This window comes from Tunturiibacter empetritectus (assembly GCF_014201375.1).
GTDB lineage: Bacteria > Acidobacteriota > Terriglobia > Terriglobales > Acidobacteriaceae > Edaphobacter > Edaphobacter lichenicola_D.
Window position 1 is genome coordinate 222,810 of record NZ_JACHDZ010000007.1, and the last position, 25,172, is coordinate 247,981.

Annotated in this window: 20 protein-coding genes; 9 read left to right on the top strand and 11 right to left on the bottom strand. The window is 59.1% G+C overall.

The window, feature by feature from the left end; genetic code table 11:
• The first annotated feature begins 176 nt into the window (after nucleotides 1-176).
• The gene (locus HDF10_RS18720) at nucleotides 177-3,152 is read left to right on the top strand and encodes a GAF domain-containing sensor histidine kinase (RefSeq protein ID WP_183816124.1); all 2,976 of its coding nucleotides are present in this window, start codon (nucleotides 177-179) and stop codon (nucleotides 3,150-3,152) included.
• Nucleotides 3,145-4,590: a sigma-54-dependent transcriptional regulator gene (locus tag HDF10_RS18725; RefSeq protein ID WP_183760783.1), complete on the top strand. Its 1,446-nt coding sequence runs from the start codon at nucleotides 3,145-3,147 to the stop codon at nucleotides 4,588-4,590. The genes HDF10_RS18720 and HDF10_RS18725 overlap by 8 nt, the downstream gene beginning before the upstream one ends.
• On the opposite strand, the gene HDF10_RS18730 is transcribed toward HDF10_RS18725, so the two are convergent.
• From HDF10_RS18730 to recN, 8 genes are all read right to left on the bottom strand, one after another.
• Nucleotides 4,587-5,663 (bottom strand): zinc-dependent dehydrogenase, encoded by a 1,077-nt coding sequence (locus tag HDF10_RS18730; protein WP_183816126.1) that lies wholly within the window; start codon nucleotides 5,661-5,663, stop codon nucleotides 4,587-4,589. The genes HDF10_RS18725 and HDF10_RS18730 overlap by 4 nt on opposite strands.
• 14 nt (nucleotides 5,664-5,677) lie before the next feature.
• Nucleotides 5,678-6,427 (bottom strand): phosphorylase family protein, encoded by a 750-nt coding sequence (locus HDF10_RS18735; RefSeq protein ID WP_183816128.1) that lies wholly within the window; start codon nucleotides 6,425-6,427, stop codon nucleotides 5,678-5,680.
• Complete coding sequence (gene hpnA, locus HDF10_RS18740; RefSeq protein ID WP_183816130.1) at nucleotides 6,424-7,434, bottom strand: hopanoid-associated sugar epimerase; 1,011 nt, start codon at nucleotides 7,432-7,434, stop codon at nucleotides 6,424-6,426. The genes HDF10_RS18735 and hpnA overlap by 4 nt, the downstream gene beginning before the upstream one ends.
• A gap of 82 nt (nucleotides 7,435-7,516) precedes the next feature.
• Nucleotides 7,517-7,963 (bottom strand): hypothetical protein, encoded by a 447-nt coding sequence (locus tag HDF10_RS18745; RefSeq protein ID WP_183816132.1) that lies wholly within the window; start codon nucleotides 7,961-7,963, stop codon nucleotides 7,517-7,519.
• A gap of 5 nt (nucleotides 7,964-7,968) precedes the next feature.
• Nucleotides 7,969-9,108 (bottom strand): adenosyl-hopene transferase HpnH, encoded by a 1,140-nt coding sequence (gene hpnH, locus HDF10_RS18750; RefSeq protein WP_183816134.1) that lies wholly within the window; start codon nucleotides 9,106-9,108, stop codon nucleotides 7,969-7,971.
• A 55-nt stretch (nucleotides 9,109-9,163) separates the two neighbouring features.
• Nucleotides 9,164-11,188: a squalene--hopene cyclase gene (gene shc / locus HDF10_RS18755; RefSeq protein WP_183816136.1), complete on the bottom strand. Its 2,025-nt coding sequence runs from the start codon at nucleotides 11,186-11,188 to the stop codon at nucleotides 9,164-9,166.
• Nucleotides 11,189-11,238: 50 nt separating this feature from the next.
• Nucleotides 11,239-12,252, bottom strand: coding sequence for a 4-hydroxy-3-methylbut-2-enyl diphosphate reductase (locus HDF10_RS18760; protein WP_183816138.1), 1,014 nt, complete (start codon nucleotides 12,250-12,252; stop codon nucleotides 11,239-11,241).
• A gap of 380 nt (nucleotides 12,253-12,632) precedes the next feature.
• Nucleotides 12,633-14,327, bottom strand: a complete 1,695-nt coding sequence (recN, locus tag HDF10_RS18765) for a DNA repair protein RecN (protein WP_183816236.1) — start codon at nucleotides 14,325-14,327, stop codon at nucleotides 12,633-12,635.
• Nucleotides 14,328-14,493: 166 nt separating this feature from the next.
• On the opposite strand from recN, the gene HDF10_RS18770 reads away from it, so the two are divergent.
• From HDF10_RS18770 to HDF10_RS18795, 6 genes are all read left to right on the top strand, one after another.
• Nucleotides 14,494-15,285, top strand: a complete 792-nt coding sequence (locus HDF10_RS18770) for a MotA/TolQ/ExbB proton channel family protein (RefSeq protein WP_183816237.1) — start codon at nucleotides 14,494-14,496, stop codon at nucleotides 15,283-15,285.
• A gap of 2 nt (nucleotides 15,286-15,287) precedes the next feature.
• Nucleotides 15,288-15,701, top strand: a complete 414-nt coding sequence (locus HDF10_RS18775) for an ExbD/TolR family protein (protein WP_183816141.1) — start codon at nucleotides 15,288-15,290, stop codon at nucleotides 15,699-15,701.
• Between the two features lie 88 nt (nucleotides 15,702-15,789).
• Nucleotides 15,790-16,512: an energy transducer TonB family protein gene (locus tag HDF10_RS18780; protein ID WP_311732819.1), complete on the top strand. Its 723-nt coding sequence runs from the start codon at nucleotides 15,790-15,792 to the stop codon at nucleotides 16,510-16,512.
• A 95-nt stretch (nucleotides 16,513-16,607) separates the two neighbouring features.
• Entirely contained in the window at nucleotides 16,608-17,978 is a 1,371-nt protein-coding gene (locus HDF10_RS18785) for a DPP IV N-terminal domain-containing protein (RefSeq protein ID WP_183816145.1), read from the top strand.
• 86 nt (nucleotides 17,979-18,064) lie between these two features.
• The gene (locus HDF10_RS18790) at nucleotides 18,065-18,823 is read left to right on the top strand and encodes an OmpA family protein (RefSeq protein WP_183816239.1); all 759 of its coding nucleotides are present in this window, start codon (nucleotides 18,065-18,067) and stop codon (nucleotides 18,821-18,823) included.
• Nucleotides 18,824-18,983: 160 nt separating this feature from the next.
• Nucleotides 18,984-19,958: a tetratricopeptide repeat protein gene (locus tag HDF10_RS18795; protein ID WP_183816147.1), complete on the top strand. Its 975-nt coding sequence runs from the start codon at nucleotides 18,984-18,986 to the stop codon at nucleotides 19,956-19,958.
• Between the two features lie 3 nt (nucleotides 19,959-19,961).
• On the opposite strand, the gene HDF10_RS18800 is transcribed toward HDF10_RS18795, so the two are convergent.
• Together HDF10_RS18800 and HDF10_RS21065 are read right to left on the bottom strand one after the other, a co-directional pair.
• Nucleotides 19,962-21,020: a dihydrodipicolinate synthase family protein gene (locus tag HDF10_RS18800; protein ID WP_183816149.1), complete on the bottom strand. Its 1,059-nt coding sequence runs from the start codon at nucleotides 21,018-21,020 to the stop codon at nucleotides 19,962-19,964.
• Between the two features lie 116 nt (nucleotides 21,021-21,136).
• Nucleotides 21,137-21,268 (bottom strand): hypothetical protein, encoded by a 132-nt coding sequence (locus tag HDF10_RS21065; protein ID WP_260177995.1) that lies wholly within the window; start codon nucleotides 21,266-21,268, stop codon nucleotides 21,137-21,139.
• A 45-nt stretch (nucleotides 21,269-21,313) separates the two neighbouring features.
• On the opposite strand from HDF10_RS21065, the gene HDF10_RS18805 reads away from it, so the two are divergent.
• The gene (locus HDF10_RS18805; protein ID WP_183816151.1) at nucleotides 21,314-21,799 is read left to right on the top strand and encodes a hypothetical protein; all 486 of its coding nucleotides are present in this window, start codon (nucleotides 21,314-21,316) and stop codon (nucleotides 21,797-21,799) included.
• Nucleotides 21,800-21,830: 31 nt separating this feature from the next.
• Here HDF10_RS18805 and carB read toward each other — a convergent pair whose 3' ends face one another.
• A complete protein-coding gene (gene carB / locus HDF10_RS18810) occupies nucleotides 21,831-25,145 on the bottom strand; it encodes a carbamoyl-phosphate synthase large subunit (RefSeq protein WP_183816157.1) in 3,315 nt (1,104 codons plus the stop codon).
• Nucleotides 25,146-25,172: the final 27 nt, after the last annotated feature.

Below are 25,172 nucleotides of genomic sequence, written 5' to 3' on the forward strand. Positions count from 1 at the left end.
CACAGATGTAAACAATTCCTTCATCGGGAGCGTAAGCTTGAATAACTTCGACTATTACGGAATAGGTTATGATTTTTTGTAGACTCTAGGACGGCAAATGACTTGCCAATGGTGCATAGAGGGCTAAATCGTTTGGTCCTTGATGTGCTGATGTTGTTCCAGGTTGTCGGATTTTCATGAAAAACGCCTCCCAAACTCGCATTCTGGCTATCGTACTCGCAGTTGCGACCGTCGCCGCCTGCGTCCTTGCGGCCATGAACTTCGATCGGGAGAGCGGTTTCGACGTCCCAACTGACGGCATCTGGTGGGTCGAGGCGGCCACCGGACTCCGGGCTGAGCGGGTTCCAGCGCTCTCCCCAGGCCATCGCGCCGGCATACGCACCGGCGACATCCTCGTCAGTGTCGACGACCAGCCCACCCCACGCGTCGCCTCTCTCACCCGGGAGATGTTTCGCAGCGGCATCTGGGCCCACGCCACCTACTCCATCCTCCGCCCCGTTCCCCAGTCCATCGATCTCCACGGCGCAACCAAGCTCGACATTCAGGTTATCCTCGAGCCCAAAGACCGCACCATCAATCAGGGGCTACGCTTCATCGCGCTGGTCTATCTCTGCATCGGCATCTACGTCCTGTTCCGGCGCTGGACCGCTCCAAAGTCTGTCCACTTCTACGTCTTCTGCCTTGCCTCGTTTGTCCTCTACAGCTTCCGATCTACCGGCGAACCGGGCACCTTCGACTGGTACATCTACTGGGGCAACATGGCGGCACAGGCGCTTCAACCGGCCCTCTTTCTGCACTTCGCGGTCAGCTTCTCCGATAACTTCGCCTCCGACCAACGCAACCGTCTGCGCCGCCGCATCGGCTGTGTGTTGCTCTACCTCCCAGGGCTTTTTCTCATCGGTTTGCAGTACACAGCGATAAGTTTCTGGTCCGCGACTGAGGTTCTACTCCACCGGCTCGATCAAATCGCCCTTGGCTACCTGGCACTCTATTACGTCATCGCCGCCATCGTCTTCCGACTGCGTTACCGCTGGGCGGAGTCTGCCCTCGAGCGTCAGCAACTCAAGTGGCTCACGCGCGGCACCCTCATCGCTGTCACGCCTTTCACCCTGCTTTACGTCATCCCCTACCTGGCTGACTGGTCGGTCAACAGCCAGATCGCCAAGATCGCCGGCCTCTCCCTCGTCGTCCTTCCCCTCACCTTCAGCTGGGCCATCGTCCGTTACCGGCTCATGGACGTCGATCTCATCTTCAAACGCGGCGTCACCTACACCCTGGCCACCGCATCCCTCGTCGGCGTTTACTTTGGCGTCATCGCGCTAACCGGCGAGATCGTCCACACGCGACTCTCCAGCCTTGGCGTATGGGGCCTCCTCGCCGCCATCATCATCGCCGGCATCGTCTTTGATCCGCTCAAGCGCATGATCCAGGCACGAGTCGACCGAGTCTTCGATCAGAAACGCTTCGACTACCGCGAGACCCTCGTTGAGTTTGGCCGCGGCATCAACGCCCAAACCGACCTTCGCGCCCTGCTGGACTCCATCGTGGAGCGCCTTCCCCAGACTCTTCTCGTCACTCGCGTCGCCGTCTTTCTCGCCTCGGAGAGCGAAGGCAGCTTCACCCCGCGTCACTTCGATCTGGCCGCCTCTCACGGTCTCACCAACCTCCACTCCGCCGAACTCCGCAGCCTCGATGTTCGCTTCCTGGACTTCGACCGGCCCGGAGCCAACAACCACATCTTCCTCGAAAATCCCCAACAGGTTCTGCGCCTCCCCGAAGCCCAGCGCCAAAGCGCCGGACGCCTCGACCTCAACTACTACCTTCCCTGCCGCGTCGCCAATCGCGAAGGTGGTGGCACCCGCACCGTCGCTGTCATCGGTCTCGGCCGCACCGACGACGGAGACTTCCTCTCCAGCGAAGACATGGAGTTGCTCGAATCCCTCGCCGGCTACATCGGCATTGCTATTCAAAACGCGCAGCTCTACCGCCGCCTCGAACAAAAGATCACCGAGTTCGAAAGCCTCAAGGAGTTCCACGAAAACATCGTCGAGTCCATCAACATCGGCGTCTTCGCCGTCGACCTAGACGACCGTATCGAAAGCTGGAACACCCAGATGGAGGGTATGTACTCGAAGTCGCGCCATGAGGTTCTGCGGCAACCCATCTCCGCCGTCCTGCCGCCGGACTTCGTAGCCCGCTTCAACAGCGTGCGCGAGGAACACGGCACCCACACCCTCTACAAGTTCCGCCTCGTACTCCCCGACGGAAAGGTCCGCATCGCCAACATCGCCATCGCCCCACTGGTCACGCGTAACTTCGTCGCTGTAGGTCGCATCATTCTGGTTGACGACATCACAGACCGCATGCAGCTCGAAGCCCAACTTACCCAGGCCGAAAAACTCTCCTCCATCGGTCTGCTCGCCGCAGGTGTCGCCCACGAGGTCAACACTCCCCTCGCAGTCATCTCCAGCTACACCCAGATGCTCACCAAGCACATGCGCGACGATGAACGCCTCGCCCCGGTGCTCGAAAAGATCACACAGCAAACCTTCCGCGCCTCCGAGATCGTCAACGGCCTGCTCAACTTCTCCCGCACCAGCGGCGCCGAGTTCGCCCCCCTCAACCTCAACGAGCTTCTCCGCGACACCGTCACCTTGCTTGAGCATCAGTTCAAAACCGCGCAGATCCGCGTCGAAACCAACTTCGATCCACACCTCGCCCGCATTCACGGCAATCAGGGCAAGCTCCAGCAGGTCATTTTAAACCTCATGTTGAACGCGAAGGACGCGATGTTCGGCACCGCCAACGCAACGCTCAAGATCGCAACCTTCAACGGCGCCGGCCGCGTCATTGTCCGCATTCAAGACTCCGGCAACGGCATCGAAAAGGAGCATCTCCACCGCATCTACGATCCCTTCTTCACCACCAAGACCAAACCCCAGGAGGGCGGGCACAAGGGCACCGGCCTCGGCCTCGCCGTCAGCTACGGCATCATGCAGGAGCACGCTGGCAAGATCCACGTTGAGAGCGAAATTGGCGTCGGCACCGCCTTCCAGTTGGAGTTCCCCACCTCAGCCGCTCGCCCGACCGTGATGGCTGATGAACCGAAGAGCGAGTCTGCAACTGTTGACAGGAAGGCGATGCATGTCTGAAATTACCGAGCTCGCCGCCGAAACCCTCCATCTCCAACGTACCGCCAGAGTCGTCGGCGATCCCCGAATCCTCATCATTGATGACGAAGCCGCCATCCGTGAATCGCTCGATACCCTGCTTACCCTTGAAGGGTTTACTGTCAGTATCGCCAGCGATGGCCCCTCCGGCATCGAACTTCTCTCGCGCAACGAATACGACCTGCTCCTGCTCGACCTTGCGCTGCCCGGCGAAAGCGGATTGGACCTCCTCCCCCGCATCGTCGAGATGCAGCCCAACCTTCCCGTCATCATGATCACGGCCTATGGCACGGTTGGCAACGTAGTCGACGCCATCCGCGCCGGCGCAGAAAACTTCGTCCAGAAGCCGTGGGACAACGAGAAGCTGCTCGCCGACATTCGCGCCGCCGTCGCCCGCCATCGTGCCGAAGAAGAGGTCGTTCAACTCAAACGCACCCTCAAGCAGCGCTACAACTTTGAAAACATCGTCGGCAAGAGCGAACCGATGCTTCGCCTCTTCGACCTCATCGCGCAGGTCGCGCCCAGCCGCTCGACCGTTCTCATCCAAGGTGAAAGCGGAACCGGCAAAGAACTCATCGCGAAGGCCATCCACGCCAACTCCCCTCGCAAGGATCGTCCCTTCGTGCCCGTCAACACCGGTGCCGTGCCATCCGAGCTGCTCGAATCCACTCTCTTCGGACACGTCAAAGGCGCCTTCACCTCCGCTGTCACAGCGAAAAAGGGGCTCTTCGAAGTCGCCAACGGCGGCACGCTCTTTCTCGACGAGATCGGCACCATGGGCATGGACATGCAGGCTAAGATCCTCCGCGTTCTTCAAGACCGCCGCTTCATGCATCTCGGCGGCGTGCAGGAGATCCAGGTTGACGTCCGCATCATCGCCGCAACCAACGTCAACTTGCAGGACGCCGTCCGCGCGGGCCGCTTCCGCGAAGACCTCTTCTACCGCCTCAACGTCATCAGCCTCGAACTCCCGCCGCTCCGCTCCCGCCGCGAAGATATCCCTCTGCTCGCCGCCCACTTCCTCAAGTTTTACGCAGAAGAAAACGGCACTGAGACCCGCACCCTGTCACCCGAGGCGATGCGAATCATCATGGACTATGAGTGGCCCGGCAACGTTCGCGAGCTTGAAAATGCCATGGAGCGTGGCGTCGTCCTCTCCACCTCCCGCAGCATTAATCCAGACCTGCTGCCTACTCAACTCACAGGCGGAACGTACTCGGCCAGCCTGCTCGACCACCAGCCCAACGCCAGCCTCTTCGACCTGATGGAAGAGATCGAACGCCGCATCATCTCCGACCGTCTCGAGCGCTGCCACTGGAACCAGACCGAAGCCGCAGAGTACTTCAAGATTCCGCTCTCGACTCTCAATCAGAAGATCAAGCGCCTCAATGTAGAGGTCAAGAAGCGAACCCGCGACTAGCCTGCAGGCTGAATCACAATCTTCATCGAGTCAGCCTGGGGATGCGACGCCAGATCGATCGCTGCCACCGCATCCTCCAGCGAAAACCGGTGCGAGATCAGGTTCGTCAGGTCGAACCCGTTGCGGTAGCCGTCGAACACCATCCGCGCCACCTCATCCTGTATCGCCACCGACGCACTGTAAGACCCCATCAACGTCTTCTCGTTCATACATACTGCTGCAGGATCGAACGGCGCCTCCCCATGCTGCGTCGAAGCGAACAGCACCACTCGTCCACCCGGCCGAATCGCCTCCATCGCGATCTTGATGAGCGAATCGCTGCCAACCGCCAGCAGAGCCACATCCGCTCCACGACCTTCAGTAGCCGCCTTCGCTGCAGCAACCACATCTTCGCGAGCATCAACAGGATGATCAAGCCCAAACTTCGCGGCCACAGCGTGCCGCTCTGGATACAGATCACTGGTCAGCACATTAGCTCCCGTCCGCCGTGCCAGCGCAGCCAACAAAATCCCAATCGGCCCCTGGCCAATCACCAGCACGGTCTCATCCGTCTTCAAATCGAGCAACTGAATCGCCTTGTAGCAAGTATTTACGGGCTCCAGAAACGCCGCCTGCTCAAACGCAACACCGTCAGGAATCTTCACCAACCCGCGACGCACAATCCAATCCATCACGCGAATGTACTCGGCAAAGCCCCCGCCGGAGGGCGCAAAACCCGCAGTACACCCGACCTTCTTATAAACCTCACACTGTGCAAACGTCCGTTTGCGGCAGTAATAGCACTCGCCACAAGGAATGTGATGATAAGCCATCACTCGATCGCCAACAACGAACTCCTCAACCCCGGCGCCCACCTGCACAATCGTCCCCGCCATCTCATGCCCAAAGACGCGCGGAGCATCATGCGAACCACTATGAATCTTCTTCAAATCCGTCCCGCAGATCCCGCAGGTGTGGATCTTTACCAACACCTCGCCGTCACCGATCTCCGGCACCGCGATTGTCTCAACCCGAACATCATCTACCCCGCGATAGACCGCGGCACGCATCGTCTCAGGAATAATTTGTGACATCAACCGATCCTTATTTATCTCTGCTTCTCAGTGTAATCGCCGTTCAATCTGCGGAGCGAACCGCTCTCATCCAACCATCCATAGAGCGCCTCTGCCAAATTCTTAGCCGCCGCAGAACTATGTCTTCCCAACTTCATCAAGCCCGACCACGAGCCCGGCCGCACTGCAACATGCGCCAAAAACGGCAGCATCTTCAACCGTCCATTGTCTGCGACAAACGGATTCAAATCTGGCAACCGTGCCTCCGCATCATCCGACACGGCCTTGAAGCAGTAGAACTGAATGCTTTTCCCTAACGCGATCCGGGCAATCGTCGCCGCTTCCATATCCACAAGCCTCGCCCCATAACTCGCAGCGAGCCGCTTCTTCTCTCGCTCATCAGCTACACGCGTTGTAGTTGCCAGCACCGGCCATGCGGATTGAAGATCCGTCGGACGAAACCGTTCTCCCGTCTTCGTATCGATGACTAAAGAGACACCCGAAACCGACTCCGCCGCAATAGTTCCATCCAGCGCACCCGCCCACCCCACCGAGCAAACAGCATCGATCGCAGCAATCTTCTCAGCCTCAGCAAAGGCCAAAGCAGCCCTGACTTCTCCCATACCTGCACACGCGGCAATCCAGCACCCATCCGCGTGGCGATACTCCCACACCGAACACCCCTTACTCGACTCCCTCCGCTTCCAACTCCCTGCACCTCGACCGCGAACCAGCGGCTTCAGTTCGCCTTCGAGCGCAGCAATGATCGCGATGTTTCCCTTCATGTCGTCTGTCCACCCAGCGGCGGCGCATACCCGTGGGCGACGAACCACTCAATCGCCGCTCGCAGCGCACTATAAACAGGCAGCACCTGAAATCCCAGATCCCGCTCCGCCTTCGCTGAAGAAGCAAACATCATCTTCTTCCCCATTCGAACGGCCTCGACAGTGGCACGCGGCTCCTTGCCCCTCAACTTGCCGGTAAAGTTCTCATCGAAGAAGGCAAAGGCCATCGCCACGGCATGCGGCACCTTCATCGTCGGAGAAGGAAGCCCCGTAATCGCCGACATCCGATCCAGAATCTGCTTCAGCGTAAGGTTCTCCCCACCAAGAATGTATCGCTCCCCCGGAGTTCCTCGTTCGAGCGCGACGACATGCATGCGCGCCACCTCGGACACATCCACCAGGTTCAGTCCGGTATCCACATATGCAGGAAAATTTCTATTCAGGAAATCAACAATGATCCTTCCCGTCGGCGTAGGCTTCGAATCGCCCGGGCCAATCGGCGTCGTAGGATTGAGGATCATCACATGCTGGCCTGCCTTCGCTGCTTTGATCGCCTCAAGCTCGCCAAGAAACTTGGAGCGCTTGTAGTGGCCGATCATCTCCGACAACGAGACCGGCGACTCCTCATCTACGATCGTCCCATCTTTCTTGAAGCCCATCGTCGCCACGCTCGAGGTATAGACCACACGCTCGACCCCAGCCTCGCAAGCGAGTTTCAGTAGCTCCCGCGTACCATTCACATTGGCTGCATACATCTGGTCAGGATCACGCACCCACAGACGATAATCCGCGGCAACATGAACGAGTGCATAACAACCCACCAAAGCAGAGCGCAGCTTCTCCGGCTCGCGAAGATCTCCGGTCACCATCTCTGCATCAATGCCAGCAAGGGAGTCCAATCGGCTCGTCTGCCGAGTCAGCAACCGAAGGCTTGCGCCCTCAGCCGCATAGCTCCTGGCCACATGGCCTCCAACGAAGCCCGTCGCTCCCGTAATAAATACGCGCACTCTCGCTCTTTCAGCCAAATTGGCAGATAAACCCTGGAAACATCAACCTGCTACCCGGCAAACTCTACGCCCGACCGCGGTCTTAGTCCAGCTTCTCCGGCTCAATCTGGATGTTCTGTTCGCCGGCTGCCTTCTTCTCCCAGTACTTCTTCACCCACGCTTCGAAGGTCTTGCCCGCCGCTGTGTCGCGGCCGCTGAACGCAATCGCCGCAATGTCAGAGTAAGTGATACTTACCTTCGTCTTCTCATTCATTGGAATGATGCGGACAAACGAGTCTGCGAGGGAGGCACCCGTCCGTCGATCGAAGAGGTAGCCAATCACTTGACACCCATCTTTACGGGTGACCGTAATATCGCCGCGATAATCAAAGGCCTTCTCCAACGCCTCGGTGATCTCCTGATCGGTCGCAAGCGTCGGAATCCAGCCTTCAAGTTGTTCGCGGTCGCGACCCGCAATGTGCTCGAGCTCGTCAGCACTCTGATGCCGCAACTGTTCGATCTTTAGATGTTCCTGTTGTTCCGTAGACATGACACCTAGTCTCCTGAGATCGATTGCAGTTCTGTCTTCGTTGTGCCGACTGGAGCTTGAATCTGAATCAGCGGACTGGCATGCTCTGGCCGCCATTCGTTGAGCAGCTTCTGTGCGCCCTCATCAGGGTAGAGAGACGCAAACATATATCTCTTGGCCGTCGTCAAAAAGCCTTTCAGAGAGCCGAAGTTATAGTCCACCGCGGAAGCTTCGTGTCCGGAGTGCACCATACAGTTCGCGCACTGGGGATTACCGCTCTTGGCGCCGTAGTTCTCCCACTTCGTGGAGTCCAGCAGCTCTTGAAAGGTATCCGCGTAGCCGTCCTGCAGCAGATAGCATGGCTTTTGCCAGCCGAAGATGCTGAAAGTCGGCATTCCCCACGGCGTGCATTCGAAGTTCTGCTTCCCCATCAGAAATTCGGAAAAGAGGGGGTGAGTATTGAACTGCCACTCTTTTTTGCGGTTCGATAGTATGGCGCGAAACATTCTGCGAGACTTCGCCTTGCCGAGAAAATGATTCTGATCCGGCGCCTTATCGTAGGTATATCCCGGCGATACCATCATGCTTTCAACGCCGGCTGCCATCATCTCGTCGAAGTGGGCACGGACACTATTCGGATCCGCTCCGTCGAACAAGGTGGTATTGGTCGTAACACGGAAACCAGCCGCAACCGCAGCCCGTACGCCCTCCATCGCAATGTCGTATCCACCCTCGCGGCAGACGGAGAAGTCATGATGCTCGCGCTGACCATCTACATGAACTGAAAAAGAAAGATATTTGCTCGGCTTGAACAAGTGCAGCTTCTCTTTCAAAAGCAGAGCATTGGTGCACATATAAACGTACTTCTTGCGCGCCACCAATCCGGCAACGATCTCGGGCATCTGAGGATGCAGCAATGGCTCCCCACCGGGAATCGAAACCATCGGCGTTCCGCACTCCTCAACCGCCTTGAAGCAATCCTCAGGCGAGAGCTCCGACTTCAGGATGTGTGCCGGATACTGAATCTTTCCGCAGCCCGCGCACGCCAGGTTGCAGCGAAACAACGGCTCCAGCATCAGCACGAGCGGATACTTCTTCCGGCCCATCAGCTTCTGCTTCAAAACATAAGTTGCAACCGTCCAGGCTTGCGAGACTGGCACTGCCATCGGTGTCTCCTCCAGATAAACTTCCGAATAAATTCTTGACGCGCGGCTTACTGAGTTAGTGAGCCGTACCGCTCTTCATGGCACGTTCGTAGGTCGTCAACGCCAGCAGCGGGAAGTACTGTTTATAAAGGTGGTATCCGAGATAAAACACACGCGGGAACCCCGTGCCCGTGTAGTAGCTCTCACCATTGCGCCCAGGAACAAGCTCATCCCAACTTCCATCTTCGTGCTGACGATCCACCAGCCAGCGAATACCCTTGGCCACAGAATCAGAACGCGTATCCCCTGCAGCCAGCAATCCAAGCACAGCCCACGCCGTCTGCGAGGGCGTACTCGGCCCAATGCCACGCTGATTCGGATCGTCGTAGGTCCCGCAGGTCTCGCCCCAGCCTCCGTCCGCGTTCTGCACCATGCGAATCCACTCAGCCGCCTGCTGCACGGCTGGCTCGTGATTCCAAAAACCCATCGCCTCCAGTCCGCGCAGCACCAGGAACGTCCCGTAGAGATAGTTGACGCCCCAGCGCCCGAACCAACTCCCGTCCGGCTCCTGCTCTTTCAGGATGAACTGAATCGCCTTCTCCACACGCGGATCGCTTCGCGTAACGCCATACAGCGCCAGCATCTCCAACATACGGCCGGTAATGTCGACCGTCGGCGGATCAAGCATCGCGTTGTGGTCCGCGAACGGGATGTATTGGAAGATCATCTTGGTATTGTCGCGATCGAAGCTCGCCCAGCCACCGTTCTTGCACTGCATCGCCCAAATCCAGTTCAGAGCGCGCTGGCAGGCGTCGTACTGATACCGTTCCCGTGGATTTTCCACGCAATTGAGCGCAAGGAGAACCTGCCCAGTATCATCTACATCCGGATAAAACTCATTGTTGAACTCGAAGTACCAGCCGCCCGGTTCAACATTCTTGACCTTCTCCGCCCAGTCGCCCTTCTGACGCACTTCCTTCGACAGAATCCAGTCCGCAGCCTTCAACATACGCGGGTCGTCTCTGCGAACACCTGCCTCACCAAGCGCGTACATGGCCTGCGCCGTGTCCCACACCGGAGGAAAGCACGGCTGCATGCGAAACGTAGGCGTCGAATAGTCGTCCGTGCCATCAGGACAGTCAATACCGAGCTTCTCAAACTCATCGAGCGCACGAATCAACTGAGGATCGTCCACCGAGCGCCCAAGGCACCGCAATGCCACGATCGAGTTCAACATGGCCGGATAGATCGCGCCCAGTCCATCGGACTTCTCAAAACGCTCCAGCATCCACGCCTCGGCGCGTTTCAATGCGATCTTGCGCAATGGTCGAATGTGCACCCGCTCCGCAAGATGCGCGATCCTGTCGAGGGCAAGAAAGACGTTGCGCCAACCGAACGGTTTCTTCTTATCCCAGCGAAGATGCAGATTGGCATGCTCGCGGCCGCCAACGAAAAGCTCCTCGATCCCCTGCTCCGGAGCGAGCTTCTTGAACGGCTTCTTCGCATAGATGATCGACAGCGGAACAAGAATGCCGCGTGACCACGAAGAGATCTCGTAGATATTGAAGTAGCACCAGTTCGGAAAGAGAACGATCTCCGGCGGAATAGCCGGCACAGCGTCGTAGTCGTACTGTCCCAGAGCGCACAGATAGATCTTCGTAAACGTGTTGCACTCGACGACCCCGCCATGCGCAAGCACCCACTCACGAGCCTTCACCAGCACCGGATGATCCTTCGACCATCCCATCAGCTTCAGAGCAAGATAAGCCTTGACCCCGTAGCTGATATTCGACGGCCCACCCGGAAACAATCCCCAGCCTCCGTCGTCATTCTGATGCCGAAGAATCTCATTGATCGCGCGTTCCATCCGGCCCGGTTCGCCGGTGCCCAGCAGCGTATGCATGAAGATGTAGTCAGACTCCAGCATGCTGTCTGCTTCGAGCTCACCGCACCAGTACCCGTCTGGATGTTGCTGCGCGAAGAGCCAGTCCTTCGCCCGCGCAACACCCTGCGTAATACGATCCAGTCCAACATCCATCCGGCCAAAACGCGGCTGGGCCGGCTGATCAACGCCCTTCGGATTACTTGCAGATATACCCATGAAAAACAAACTCTCTGTTTTTACGAAACTAGTTACCGATACGAAACTCGTTACCGGTTTACTGGTGGAGCAGATGCAATTGCCTGAACGATCTCCGGCGGCAGACCAAAGCGCACGTTCTCCGGCATCACTTCGACCTCATCGACCGAGCCGTAACCCATCTTCTGCAGATATTCGACGACATCCTTCACCAGAACCTCAGGAGCCGACGCGCCGGCCGTCACGGCAACCGTGTCAACACCATCAAGCCACTCCGGCCGAATAGCATCTGCCGTATCGATCAGATACGAATTCGTATACAGATTCTTCGAAACTTCGACCAGGCGGTTGGAGTTGGAGCTATTGGTCGACCCCACAACCAGCACCAGGTCCGCTCCATGAGCAACGTTCTTCACCGCAACCTGCCGGTTCTCCGTCGCATAGCAGATGTCCTGCGAGTGCGGCCCAACAATATTCGGAAACTTATTCTTGAGCGCCTGGATCATGTCCCGGGCCTCATCGAGCGACAGCGTCGTCTGCGTCAAATACGCCACGCGGTTCGGATCCGGCACAACCAGATCCGCAACCTCCTGCACCGTCGAAACCACCTGGGTCACATCCGGAGCCTCACCCTGCGTACCCTCAATCTCGTCATGATCGCGATGACCGATCAGCACCAGCGAGTACCCCTGCTTGGCAAACTTGATCGCCTCCACGTGAACCTTCGTCACCAGCGGGCAAGTCGCATCCACCACCTTCAAACCGCGTTCTTTCGCCCGGTCACGAACCGCTGGCGAAACTCCATGAGCCGAGTAAATCACCCGAGCGCCCTCTGGAACCTCATCAAGTTCGTTGACAAAGATTGCGCCCTTCTTCGCCAGGTCGGTCACAACATAGCTGTTATGCACAATCTCTTTGCGAACATAGATCGGAGCGCCAAAGGTCTCCAGCGCAATCTGCACGATATCGATCGCACGCACGACGCCGGCACAGAAGCCGCGAGGCTTGAGGAGGAGAACCCGCTTAGTTTTCGTTTTGTCGCCGCTCTCGGTTACAGCAGCATGGTCAAGGGTGGTTGTAGTCACGTTCCTAGTATACCGCGTTCAACCCCGCATTAGCACAGAATTGAACCATTCTAGGTGCAACATAACAAGACGAGAAAGCAACAAAAGCAGCACAAATAATGGAACCTTTCGCAGCCCACCGGCATCGTCTTGGCATCCTCCTATGTTGTCCGAAACCTAGAGTTTCTGACCAGCGCATGCCGGGTGACCGCAGTCGCATTGCAGCTTCGTCTCACCCTTAGCTGTTTCACAGTACGCAGAACAGTACTTCTGTCCGTCAGGTGGAGTACAAAGACAACCCTTCATCGCGCATTTCTTGGGATCATTCGACATCTTATCCTCCTGGTTAGCATCTCCTCACTAGGATGCGTTCACCGTCCCACAAGATGTGCAGCAAACCATCATCGGCTGCTCTCCAGCAAGTGCTCAGCGTGCTTGAGGCTCGTCTCAGTCAACTTCGCCCCACTCAACATGCGCGCAATCTCCTGAGTTCGCTCTGAATCCTCCATGCGGCGAACCTCGGTCTGCGTGCGTCCGCGCTTCTCTGTCTTTTCGATCAGAAAGTGCTGATCCCCAAACGCGGCAATCTGGGGCAGATGCGTAATACACAGCACCTGCTGGCCTTTCGACAACGTCTTCAGCTTCCGCCCCACTGCTTCCGCGGCCCGTCCGCCAATCCCTATATCGATCTCATCAAACACCAGCGTCCGTGGCAGAACCGACTTCTTCTTCCTCCCCGCTACTCCCGACGCCGCCTCCTCCACAGTCACCTTCAGCGCCAGCATCACCCGCGACATCTCACCACCCGAAGCAATCTCATGCAACGGCTTCATCGGCTCCCCGGCGTTGGTCGCGATCAGGCACTCCACCTGATCCCACCCATGCGCGGTCCAGTTCTCCGGAGACTTCTCCGCCGTCACGCGAACATGAAACCGCGTGCTCATAGCAAGATCGTTGATCTGCGCCTCAGCCAGCTTCTCCAGTCGCTTCGCGGCCTCTGTACGCCCAACAGTTCGCTTCGCCGCGACGATCTTATAAGCCTCCGCATCCTTCTCCTGCTTCCCCTTCAGCTCCACCAGCAGCGCATCGCGATTCTCCACCTCAGCCAACTGCCGCGCCGCCTCCGCACCAAAGTCGATAACATCCTTCAATCTCTGTCCATACTTCCGCTTCAACCGATCGAGCGCAGCCAGCCGATCTTCAATCTCCTCCAGCCGACCCGGCGCAGCATGAACATTGTCCGCAAAGTCCCGCACCTCGGCATCGACATCTTCCACGATCGCCTTCGCCGCAGCCAACTGTTGCGCAGGCTCCTGAAACCGCGCATCGTACCGCGCCAACTCCTCCACATGCTTCAGAGCCGCACCCAGCGCGCCCTCCGCAGAACTCTCTGATTCATACAGCAGCTCATGCGCACTCATTGCCGCCGTATAGAGTTTCTCAGCATTCCCCAGCACGCGCTTCTCGGCCTCAAGCTGAACATCTTCATCCTCGGCACTCAGCCCGGCCTGATCGATCTCCCTACTCTGAAACCGCCACAGATCCGCCATCCGCAAACGGTCCTGCTCAGCAGACTGCAACTCGTCCAGCTTGTCCGTAGTCGCACGCCACGCAGCAAACGCCTCCGCCACACCGTCCACACTCACCGCACCAAAGCGATCCAGCAAAATACGCTGCTGCGCCTGGTCGAACGAGCCCATCGTCTCCCCCTGCGAGTGCACCAGCGCAAGCTCGGGCGCAAGCTGTCGCAACACCCCTACAGTCGCTGGCTGATTATTCACAAACACCCGCCCCTTGCCACTAACCAATATCTCGCGTCGCAGCAGAAGATGATCCGACTCACTGTCGATCCCATTCGTCTCAAGAATCGCAGCCGCCCCCTGCGTCAGCTCGAAGACACAACTGACCACCGCCTTCTCTTCCCCATGGCGAACAAAGTCAGCCGAGGCCTTTCCACCCAACAGCAACGCCAGGGCATCAATCAGAATCGATTTCCCCGCTCCCGTCTCGCCAGTCAGCAGGTTAAGGCCAAGCCCGAACGTAGCGACCGCACGGTCGATCACAGCATAGTTTTCCGCGCGCAACTCCAGCAGCATAAGGCCCTCAGGCAACGACGTATCGCGAGAATAGCAAACCTCGCCCTTACCCATCATTTCCGTCCAAAACAAACGACGGACCTGCACCACAGAAGGTGCGCCAACCCGATTGCCAGCCACATTGGCCTCAACCACGATTTACACTAAATTCTGGTACACAACAACTATGGTCTGGACCCTCTCGTTAGCTCTCTACTTTCTCCAGGAAGACCCTTCCGCCGCCGCACCCCCCGCGGCCTCCAACACCAGCGCCCTGGTCGAGATGATCCACAACAGCGGCCCTGTCGCCTTCGCCGTCCTGGTCATTCTGCTTCTCGCCAGCATCTTCTCTTGGGCCATCATGTTTTCCAAGTGGTCCAGCTTCAGCAGGGCCCATACCCAGAGCCAACGCTTCGTCCGCGCCTTTCGCAAATCAACCCGACTCAGCGAAATCGCCGCCGTCGCCGACCAGTTCAGGCCCAGCCCACTCGTCGCCGTCTTCACAGAGATCCACGATGAGTACCAGCGTCAGAACGGAGGACGCGGCCTCCCCCGTAATCCCGTCGCACTCGAACGCGCCGCTCAAACAGCCTCGAGCGAAGCCCTCACCACGATGGAGAGCCGCATGACCTGGCTCGCCACCATCGCCGCCATCGCTCCCTTCATCGGCCTCTTCGGCACCGTCATGGGCATCATCGACGCCTTCCACGGCCTCGGCACCGCAGGCGCCGCAACCCTCCGCGCCGTCGCCCCCGGCATCTCGGAGGCACTCATCACCACCGCCGCCGGCCTCGTCGTCGCCATCCCCGCCGTCGTCGGCTACAACCAACTCACCGCCCGTCTCCGCGAGTTCGCCGCGCGGATGGACGACTTCGGCCGCGAGCTCCTCAACGCCATCGAAAACGCGGCCATGATCACGCCCAGCCAGCCGCAACCGCCCCAGCCGCAGCCCGAAGAGATCCGCCGGAGGAACTTCTAGCAATGGCCTTCTCCACCAAGGGACACACCCAGACCGCACTCGCCGAGATCAACATCACTCCGCTGGTCGACGTCGTTCTTGTGCTCCTGCTCATCTTCATGCTCACCGCGCCAGTTCTTCAGTCCGGTGTCGAGGTCGCGATCCCCAAGACGCGCTCCGTCAACCAGCTCACCGAAGAGCGCATGGTCGTCACCATCGACCGCGAGCAGAACGTCTTCCTGCAGGACAAGCCCGTCAACGTCAACCAGCTCCCCATGCTGCTCAGATCCACCGGCAAAGCCGACCCCTCCAAGCGCATCATCTATCTGCGAGCCGACGAGCGAGTACCCTTCGGCGCCTTCGCCTCCGTCATGGATGCGGTCAAGCAGGCCGGCATCACCAACATCAGCATCGTCACCCAACCGATCCAGAAGTGAGGAGGGTGACATAAATACATCTCTCACAATCGGTCGCGACAGTGACAGCAACCCAGATAAGCTCGGCGCAAACTTCGTCGGCTCCATCGTGCTGCACGGCCTCATCGCCGCCGCCATCCTCGGCTGGGCCTTTCTCTTCCACACCCGAGGCCACGACTGGGGCGAGAACGCCTCGAACGCCGGAGCCATTCAGGCCACCATGGTCTCTTCGCTCCCTCTTCCGCCCACGCAGCGTACCCTCGACACCGGCGTCCTCACCTCCGAGGCGCCAAGCCCAGCGCCCGTCATCACCAAAGAGAGAACCGAACCGCCGCCAACTCCCAACGAAATCGCAATCCCGGAAAAAATCACCAAACCCATCAAAGAGGCTGAAAAGCCCACGCCCGCGCCGCCAAAACACATCCAGCCCGTCACCCCTCCGCCCACCAAAGCAGTCACCGGCGAGACCGCAGGCGTGCGCATCGCGCAGTCCACACTGGAGCTGAAAAACGGCACCGCCAGCGTCTCCGTTGAAGACCGCACCTTCGGCCAGCGCTTCGCCTACTACGTCAACATCGTCAACAGCAAAGTCGCGCAGAACTGGTACACCGCCGAGGCCGACCCTCGTACCTCCATCGGCAAAAGCACCACCATCATCTTCGATATCAATCGCGAAGGCGTCCCCTCCAACGCCCGCATCGAGACGCCCAGCGGCTCCCCCTCGCTCGACCTCTCCGCCATGCGAGCCGTTCAGCGTGTCGACGGCTTCGGTCCCCTGCCGCAAGGTGATCACATCACTGTCGAATACACCTTCCATCTTCATCCCCAATGAAAACTTTGCTTTCAAGGGAGTGTTTTCTTTGATTCCGCTTGGCAACTGCCCTAAGACACCCCGTCCCACCGATTTTGCGTCTAACATGGAACAGAATGCTTAGACTGAAACGTACGCCGCTCCCTCGGCACGCCTACCTTTGTCGTCTTGGAGTTCTTCTCCTTCTTCTTGTGGGCGCCTCCGCTCTGCACGCGCAGGAAGGCTTCAAGACCGAAACCTCCAGCGGAGTCTCAAACATCCGCATCGCCGTCGCCGACTTCAAACCTGCCTCCGCAGATCCGCAGACCTCTGCCTTCAAGCACACCTTCGACTCGACCCTCTACGCCGACCTCGCCAACGCAGGCATCTTCGACATCGTCTCGAAGAGCCTCCTCCCCCAAGCCACTCCAGGCGCACCCGCCGAGATCAGGATTCAGCAGTGGGCCGACGCGCCAACCTCCGCGGCCATGGTGGTCTTCGGCAACTTCGGCGTTCAGGCAAACAGAATCACCTGCAACGGCTTCCTCTTCGACGCGAAAAATCTCCAATATCCGCAGGTCCTCGCCAAGCAGTACAACGAGGACGCCACCGACGACTCCGCCCGCCAGATCGCCCATCGCTTCGCCGACGAGATCATCTTCCGTCTCAGCGGAGGCAGCCAGGGCATCGCCGAATCGAAGATCTTCTACGTCAAGCTCACCGGCGCCGACAAAGAGATCTGGCAGATGGACTACGACGGAGCCAACCAGCACCCTCTCACTCACCTCGGCACCGTCTCGCTCTCTCCTCGCATCTCGCCCGACAACTCCCGCCTGGCCTTCTCTTCACTCGGCCGCGACGGCTTTCAGATCCGCATGTTCTCGCTCGTCCTCAACCGCATGGTGAACTTCTCGGCAGCCGGCGGCACCAACCTCTCCCCGGCATGGTCCCCCAACGGCAAGGACCTCGCCTATTCCTCCTCCCGCAGCGGCGACCCCGAGATCTGGATCTCCGACACCAGCGGAGGCTCCTCCCGCCGCGTCACCAGCTTCCGCGGGCCCGACGTCTCGCCCGTCTTCAACCCCCGCAGCGGCTCGCAGATCGCCTGGATCAGCGGACGCACCAACCTCCCCCAGCTCTACGTGATGGACACCGATGGATCCAACGTTCAGCGTATGACCGACGGCGGATACGCTACCTCACCTTCCTGGTCGCCCAACGGACAGTTCCTCACCTTCGCCTGGGATCGCAAGTATGGCCCCGGCGCACCCGGCGGACAGGACATCTACGTCATGGAGATCGCCACCAAACGCTGGATTCAACTCACCCATGACGGCGGTCGCTGCGACTTCCCCTCATGGTCCCCAGACGGCCGCCACATCGTTTACGCCAACTCCCCCGACGGCAGAGCCACCCACATGAAGATCATGACCATGCTGGCTGACGGCACGCAAAAGCATGAACTCACCGGAGCCGGCGCAGACATGCCCAACTGGAGTTGGAAGTAAAAATTTTATTCGTCTCTGCGGAAGCGCTTCGCAGGCAACTTGATCTTTGCACCACTAACGTTGGCAGGAGATATCAAATGAACGCGATGCAAACAGGAATTCGCAAGACCTTGGTAATTGCAGCAACTCTCATCTCAATCGGCGCAGTCACCGGCTGCCACAAGAAAGCCAGCGGCATTGACCCCAACGCGCTCGGGCCCGCGCCTGCTCCTCCGGCTGCCGCACCCACCGCCACCATCACCGCGGACCCTCTCTCCATCGACCTCGGCCAATCCGTCATCCTCAACTGGCGCACGCAGAACGCCTCCACGGTCACCATCGATGGCATCGGCGACGTCAACACCAACGGCACCCAGACCGTCGCCCCCTCCACCTCCACCAACTTCCATCTCACCGCCAAAGGTGACGGTGGCACCACCGAAGCCAACGTCCGCGTAACCGTCCGTGTCCCCGTCGCGCCCACCGCTCCTCCGCCGGCAGACAACGACATGGGCAGCGAAGCAGCCTTCCACGAGAACGTTCAGGATGTCTTCTTCGACTACGACAGCTACGATCTTCGTCCCGACGCGACCACAGCCTCCTCCAAAGCCGCAGCCTACCTCACCGCTCATCCCGCCATCCGAGTCGTCATCGGCGGATACTGCGACGATCGCGGCTCCGCAGAGTACAACCTGGCCCTCGGTGAGAACCGCGCCAACGCCGCCCGCACCGCTTTGGTGAACGCCGGTGTGCCGGCCAGCCGCCTCCGCGTTATCAGCTACGGCAAAGAGAAGCAGTTCTGCACCGAAGAGAACGAGAGCTGCTGGCAGCAAAACCGCCGCGCCCAGTTCTCCCTGGACAAATAACCGGACCGCTAACCCGACCGTAACCCAATCCAAAACCACCCTTCCCCCGTCCTGAATCAAGGACGGGGTTTCTGCTAACCTGACCCCACTCTTTCAGCTCCCCGCGCAGCCCACCGCACTGAGGGCCGACCAAAAAGACAGAAAGCCGAGTGCCTCTGACATGATCAAACCAAAGCAACCACGTAAATTCGTCGCCCCGACGATCCCGTTAGCCGCTCTCCTCGTGGCCATCCTGTTCTGCTCCGCTCCAGCCTTCGCCGTCAGCAAAGACATGGTGCAGCTGCAGACCCAGATTCAGGCATTGCAGGACGCAGTAGCCCGTCTTCAGCAGTCCAACGACGAGCGCATGGGCGCCATGAAAGATCTCATCCAGCAGAGCGCCGACTCCATCAACAAGATGGGCGCAAACGTCGACGTCATGCGCAAGCAGCTTCAAACCCAGCAGGAGACGCAAAGCGGAAAGGTCGATCAGGTCTCCGGTCAGATCCAGTCCCTCAACGACTCCGTCGACGAGATCAAGGCCCGCATCGCCACCCTCCAGAAGCTCATGCAGGATGTACAAAGCCAGCAGCAGTCGATGAGCGCCGGCATGCCCCAGCCGACCAGTTCGACCGCACTCCCTCCTTCTAACCCCGCACCCCTCACAGCACCCGCCCCAGCAGCCCCAGCCCCCAACGGAAAAAAGGGCAAACCGTCAGCAAGCATCCCCCAGGCAGCCGATACCCCCGGCCCCGCCGTCCCCCCCGCCGACGAGCTCTATAAGACCGCCCTCGGCGACTACATGGCCGCCAAATACCCCCTCGCATCTTCTGAGTTCGGCGACGTCGTCAAGTACTACCCCGACAATCCCCTCTCAGGAAACTCCTTCTACTACCAAGCCGAGATCAACCTCCGCGACGGCCACTACCCCGCCGCCATCAAGGCCTACGATGCCGTCCTCGAGCAGTATCCCGACAGCAACAAGGTCCCCGCATCTCATCTCCACAAGGGCATCGCCCTCTTTAACATGAAAGAGAACGAAGCCGGCACCCGCGAACTCCGCACCCTCATCCAGCGCTTCCCCAACTCGCCGGAGTCCATGCAGGCCCGCAGCAAACTCAGCGGCCTGGGCATCCCCGTCACACCCAAGCACTAGCCGTCAGTTCCGCATCCCCTGCATCAAAGCCTCAACCTCGGCCCGTTCTTCCCCGCCAAGCGGCAGCAACGGCAGACGCGGCATCCCTCCGAAGTAGCCATTCAAATCACACCCAAACTTGATACCCGCAACTCCCATCTGCCTTTCAATCCTCGCCGCAACCTCCTGCAGCCGCATCTGTTTCTCCCCAGCTAGCCCTTCGTCGCCATCCTTCCACGCCGCCAGCACCTCGTAGCAGGCCTGTGGAGCAGCCGCCGAAAACGCCGGCATCGCGCCGACCGCACCACTGCTCAAGCCCTCCAGCATCCCATCAGTTCTTCCAGCCAATAGTTGAAACCCCACCAACTTCGTTCGCGTCTTCACCATCATCTTCGTGGGCGTCGCCACTGCAGGCATCCCGTCCATCAACTCAGTGGCCAGAATCAGATCTTTCGCCTCCGCACCCTCACTTCGACGCTGCATCCTGCCAGTCACTGCAGCGAACACCGCAGTCACCGTCACATCGCGCTTAGAGCTAGCGGTTCCCGTCTTGATCGTCTCCATCCGCGCACGGTCCCCCGAATCATCCACAATCCCAAGAATCTTCGAGTGTCCCGCCAGCTCGATCACAACCTCCGCAGGCAGCACAGCGCCATCCTCCCCCGACAAGCTGTACAACACCATCGGCAGCGCCGACCGGTCACCCACCGCCTGGAAATAAGTCAGTAACTCCTTCGTCCGTTCCCCCTTACCCCGAAGCATCGAAGGCCGCCTCACCAGCACCGCATCATAGCCAAACTCCGCAGCCGACTCCGCCAGCTCCAGCGTCCCAGCAACGCTATCCCGCGACACTCCAGCGATCAGCACCTTCTCCGCCGCAGCCGACGCAGCCACACTCCGCAACACGTGCCGCGTCTCCTCCTCACTCAGTAGAGTCGGCTCTCCCACCTCGCTCAGCGCAACTAGCCCGGCCGCTGGCGTCTTTGAGTAGCGCGCCACATTGTGTTCCAGCTTATGAAGATTAAGGCGCCCGTCAGGATAGAACGGTGTAGTCAGCGGTAGTTGAAGCCCATCAAGCAGCATCTCTCTATTCTAAGAGCGAATACACCATTGCTGTACCGGTTTGCACCTGCTCTTCTTGTTGTCGGAATCATTCTCCGTCGCGACCAATGGGAGCGCCAACCGAAGGGGTATACAAGTCACGAAGTGACCGCCCGAACCGGGGTCCCCACAAACAGGTCTTCGTTTGTGGGGTGGCCAAGCGCAGGAGGCCCGTCCGGCAGGACAGCGATCAACCCCGCAGCCTCATACCCCGAAAGACGTAACCACATACCGTCTCGACGAAGCCCCGTTGCAGTAATCTAACCCTTGATCACATGACCAACGGAAGGGACATCCCGCAAGGCAAATCTCTCGGCGATCTCGGCCGCGAAGCCTCCTGGTTTCTCACCCACACCCTAATCGCCGTCCTCACTCTGGCCATCGTCATCGTGGTCCTCTCGCTCAATCATCCAGACCCAGACTCAACCACACCCAAGTTGCTCGCTACCATCCTGGCCGCCTTTATTCCCATGCTTGGCGGAGCCATCGTCACTCGCCTCTTGCAAAACGACATCGCACCCTACACCTGGATCTCCGGCCTCGTCATATTCTCCATCGTCTGTGTCTGGGTGCTCGACCTGCCCACCGGCAAAGGCCTCTGCGAAAACTGCGGTGCTGTCGAAAAACTCTGGCGCACCTTCTTCACCTTCCGCCACGGCAGCGGCCTCATGGGCGGGGACGGCCTCCTCATCGGCACCTGGCTCCCTCTCTCCATGATCAGCTACGCCATCGGCGCAAAGCTCGCCCGTGAACCTTACTAACCGCCCCTACTAACCCACCCGCCGACGTCGTCTATTTCACAGCGGCAACCGCTTTCACCTCGCCCGCAATCCTGTTTGCGTGAAGCGTCTGCAGCGCAACAACACTCAACGTGCCTTCCTGCAAAGCGGAGATACCCTCAGCCGCCGCCCGCGCCGCTGCCAGCGTCGTGATCGTCGGAATCCTCGCCATCACCGCCGCCCGTCGAATCGCCTTCTCATCGAAGAACGTATCCTGCCCATGCGGCGTATTCACGATCAGATGTATTCGGTCTCCCTTGATGAGATCGACCACATTGGGCCGCCCCTCCTTCACCTTGTAGACGCGCTCCGGCTGCAGCCCAGCCTGTTCCAGCACAAGAGCTGTGCCGTGCGTAGCCACCAGATGAAATCCCATCTCCACAAAACTCCGCGCCAGCAGCACCGCGCCTTCCTTATCATGATCGTTGACGCTGAGAAACACAGTCCCCTGCAACGGAAGCACCTGCCCCGCGGCAATCTGCGCCTTGGCAAATGCTTCGCCGAAGTTATCCGCGACACCCATCACCTCGCCCGTAGACTTCATCTCCGGACCAAGCACAGTATCGACTCCAGGGAATTTACCCCACGGAAACACCGGCGACTTTACAAAGTAATGCGAGCCTGTCTCTAGATCCTTGCCACTGGCTGTCTGCTCCGGCAACAACTCCTTAAGCTTCCTCCCCACCATAATCCGCGAAGCGATCTTCGCCAGCGGAATCCCCGTCGCCTTCGAAACATAAGGCACCGTCCGCGAAGCCCGAGGGTTTACCTCGATCACATAAACGATCCCCCGCTGAATCGCGAACTGAATATTCACGAGGCCCCGCACGCTCAACGCCATTGCCAGCTTGCGCGTGTACTCGCGAATCATCCGCAGCACATCATCGCTCAAATCAACCGCAGGCAGCACGCACGAAGAGTCCCCCGAGTGAATCCCCGCCTCTTCGATGTGCTGCATAATCCCTGCGATCACCACATCATCGCCATCGCACAGCGCGTCCACGTCGCACTCGACCGCATCTTCCAGGAAGTGGTCGATCAACACCGGCCGCTCCTGCGAGTACTCAATCGCCGTCGACATATACCGCACAATCGCCTCATCGTCGTACGCGATCACCATCGCGCGACCGCCCAGTACATACGAGGGCCGCACCAGCACCGGATACCCCACGCGATTCGCGCCAGCCACAGCCTCTTCCACGCTCGTCGCCATCGCGCCCTCAGGCTGCGGAATCTTCAACTCCTCAATCAACTTCCCAAACCGCTTGCGATCCTCCGCCAGATCGATCGACTCCGGCGACGTCCCAATAATCGGCACGCCAGCCTTCTTCAGCGGCAGAGAAAGATTCAGCGGCGTCTGACCGCCAAACTGCACGATCATCCCGATCTCCGCACCCGAAGAAGCTTCATGCTCATACACGCCAAGCACATCTTCCAAAGTCAGCGGCTCGAAGTACAGCCGGTCGCTCGTGTCATAGTCAGTCGACACCGTCTCCGGATTGCAGTTCACCATGATGGTTTCGTACCCATCCTCACGCAGCGCAAATGCCGCATGGCAGCAGCAGTAATCGAACTCAATTCCCTGCCCGATACGATTCGGCCCACTCCCCAGAATCAGAATCTTCTTCTTCTTCGTCGGCGCCGCTTCGTCCTCTTCGTCATAGCAGCTGTACAGATAAGGCGTGTAGCTCTCAAACTCACCCGCGCACGTATCCACCATCTTGTACACCGGCATCACGTTCAGCTTCTTCCGTAACGCGCGCACTGCAGCCGTGCCCTCCGCGCCAGTCAATCCCCAGCTCGCCGCCAGCCTCTCATCCGAGATCCCCATCCGCTTCGCCGCACGCAATTGCTCCGCCGTCACCTCAGCCATCGGCACGCCACCAACAGCCTTGATCCCATCCGTAATCTGCTTTATCTGGTACAGAAACCACGGATCCATAGAGGTCATGCGTGCAACCTCGCGCACCGTCATCCCCCGCTCAAACGCGTAACGCACGTAGCTCAACCGCTCCGGGTGCGGAGTCACCAATCGCTGCGTCAACCGCCGCGGCTCAATCTCATCCGCCGTCGCCTTCTTCCCCGTCTCCAGCGAACGCACCGCCTTCATCATCGCTTCCTTGAAGGTCCTGCCGATCGCCATCACCTCGCCTACCGACTTCATCTGCGGCCCCAGCACCTCATCCGCACCAGGAAACTTCTCAAACTGCCACTTCGGAATCTTCACCACAACATAGTCAATCGTCGGCTCAAAACAGGCCGGCGTCGCCTTCGTAATGTCGTTCTGAATCTCATCGAGCGTGTACCCGACCGCCAACCGCGCCGCAATCTTCGCAATCGGAAAACCCGTCGCCTTACTCGCCAGCGCCGACGAGCGCGACACCCGCGGATTCATCTCAATCACCGTCATCCGCCCGTTCAGCGGGTTCACCGCGAACTGCACATTGCTCCCGCCCGTTTCCACGCCAATCTCACGAATCACCGCAATCGCCGCATCCCGCATCGCCTGGTACTCGCGATCGGTCAACGTCTGCGCCGGCGCCACCGTAATCGAGTCCCCCGTATGCACGCCCATCGGATCGAAGTTCTCAATCGAGCAGATGATGATGACGTTATCCTTCAGGTCCCGCACCACCTCCAGTTCATACTCCTTCCAACCCAGCACGCTCTCTTCCAGCAGGCACTCATGCACCGGCGAAAGATCCAGCCCACGCGAAAGAATCTCCATCAACTCCTCGCGGTTGTAAGCGATTCCACCACCCGAACCGCCCAGCGTAAATGAAGGCCGAATCACCACCGGAAATCCGATCTTCGTCGCGAACTCCAATCCATCGCGGATGTTATTGATCAGCGCAGACCGCGGCATATCCAACCCGATCTTCGTCATCGCGTCTTTGAACAGCAGCCGGTCCTCAGCCTTCTTGATCGCCTCCAGCTTCGCGCCAATCAGTTCAATCCCCAGCTTATCCAGCACGCCAGAGTCCGCCAGATCCACCGCAAGATTCAGCGCCGTCTGCCCACCCACCGTAGGCAGCACCGCAAACTTGCCCCTAGTGCCCAACCCATCCGGATCAAGCATCTCCTTCTCAATGCGAAGAATCTCCTCCACATAAGCAGCATTCAGCGGCTCAATATACGTTCTATCCGCAACCTCAGGATCGGTCATGATCGACGCCGGGTTCGAGTTCACCAGCACCACCTCATACCCCTCAGCCTTCAGCGCCTTACAAGCCTGCGTCCCGGAGTAATCAAACTCTGCCGACTGACCAATCACAATCGGCCCCGAGCCGATCACCAGAATCTTCGCAATGTCATTCCTGCGTGGCATGTCTTATCTTCTTCCTGTTCCTAATCT

What these genes read in the sequence shown, in the direction of transcription:
- HDF10_RS18720 (WP_183816124.1), top strand. Translation starts at nt 177, where the DNA reads ATGAAAAACGCCTCCCAAACTCGCATTCTGGCTATCGTACTCGCAGTT.
- HDF10_RS18725 (WP_183760783.1), top strand. Translation starts at nt 3,145, where the DNA reads ATGTCTGAAATTACCGAGCTCGCCGCCGAAACCCTCCATCTCCAACGT.
- HDF10_RS18730 (WP_183816126.1), bottom strand. Translation starts at nt 5,663, where the DNA reads ATGTCACAAATTATTCCTGAGACGATGCGTGCCGCGGTCTATCGCGGG.
- HDF10_RS18735 (WP_183816128.1), bottom strand. Translation starts at nt 6,427, where the DNA reads ATGAAGGGAAACATCGCGATCATTGCTGCGCTCGAAGGCGAACTGAAG.
- HDF10_RS18745 (WP_183816132.1), bottom strand. Translation starts at nt 7,963, where the DNA reads ATGTCTACGGAACAACAGGAACATCTAAAGATCGAACAGTTGCGGCAT.
- hpnH (WP_183816134.1), bottom strand. Translation starts at nt 9,108, where the DNA reads ATGGCAGTGCCAGTCTCGCAAGCCTGGACGGTTGCAACTTATGTTTTG.
- shc (WP_183816136.1), bottom strand. Translation starts at nt 11,188, where the DNA reads ATGGGTATATCTGCAAGTAATCCGAAGGGCGTTGATCAGCCGGCCCAG.
- recN (WP_183816236.1), bottom strand. Translation starts at nt 14,327, where the DNA reads ATGCTGCTGGAGTTGCGCGCGGAAAACTATGCTGTGATCGACCGTGCG.
- HDF10_RS18770 (WP_183816237.1), top strand. Translation starts at nt 14,494, where the DNA reads ATGGTCTGGACCCTCTCGTTAGCTCTCTACTTTCTCCAGGAAGACCCT.
- HDF10_RS18775 (WP_183816141.1), top strand. Translation starts at nt 15,288, where the DNA reads ATGGCCTTCTCCACCAAGGGACACACCCAGACCGCACTCGCCGAGATC.
- HDF10_RS18785 (WP_183816145.1), top strand. Translation starts at nt 16,608, where the DNA reads ATGCTTAGACTGAAACGTACGCCGCTCCCTCGGCACGCCTACCTTTGT.
- HDF10_RS18790 (WP_183816239.1), top strand. Translation starts at nt 18,065, where the DNA reads ATGCAAACAGGAATTCGCAAGACCTTGGTAATTGCAGCAACTCTCATC.
- HDF10_RS18795 (WP_183816147.1), top strand. Translation starts at nt 18,984, where the DNA reads ATGATCAAACCAAAGCAACCACGTAAATTCGTCGCCCCGACGATCCCG.
- HDF10_RS18800 (WP_183816149.1), bottom strand. Translation starts at nt 21,020, where the DNA reads ATGCTGCTTGATGGGCTTCAACTACCGCTGACTACACCGTTCTATCCT.
- HDF10_RS21065 (WP_260177995.1), bottom strand. Translation starts at nt 21,268, where the DNA reads ATGTGGTTACGTCTTTCGGGGTATGAGGCTGCGGGGTTGATCGCTGTC.
- HDF10_RS18805 (WP_183816151.1), top strand. Translation starts at nt 21,314, where the DNA reads ATGACCAACGGAAGGGACATCCCGCAAGGCAAATCTCTCGGCGATCTC.
- carB (WP_183816157.1), bottom strand. Translation starts at nt 25,145, where the DNA reads ATGCCACGCAGGAATGACATTGCGAAGATTCTGGTGATCGGCTCGGGG.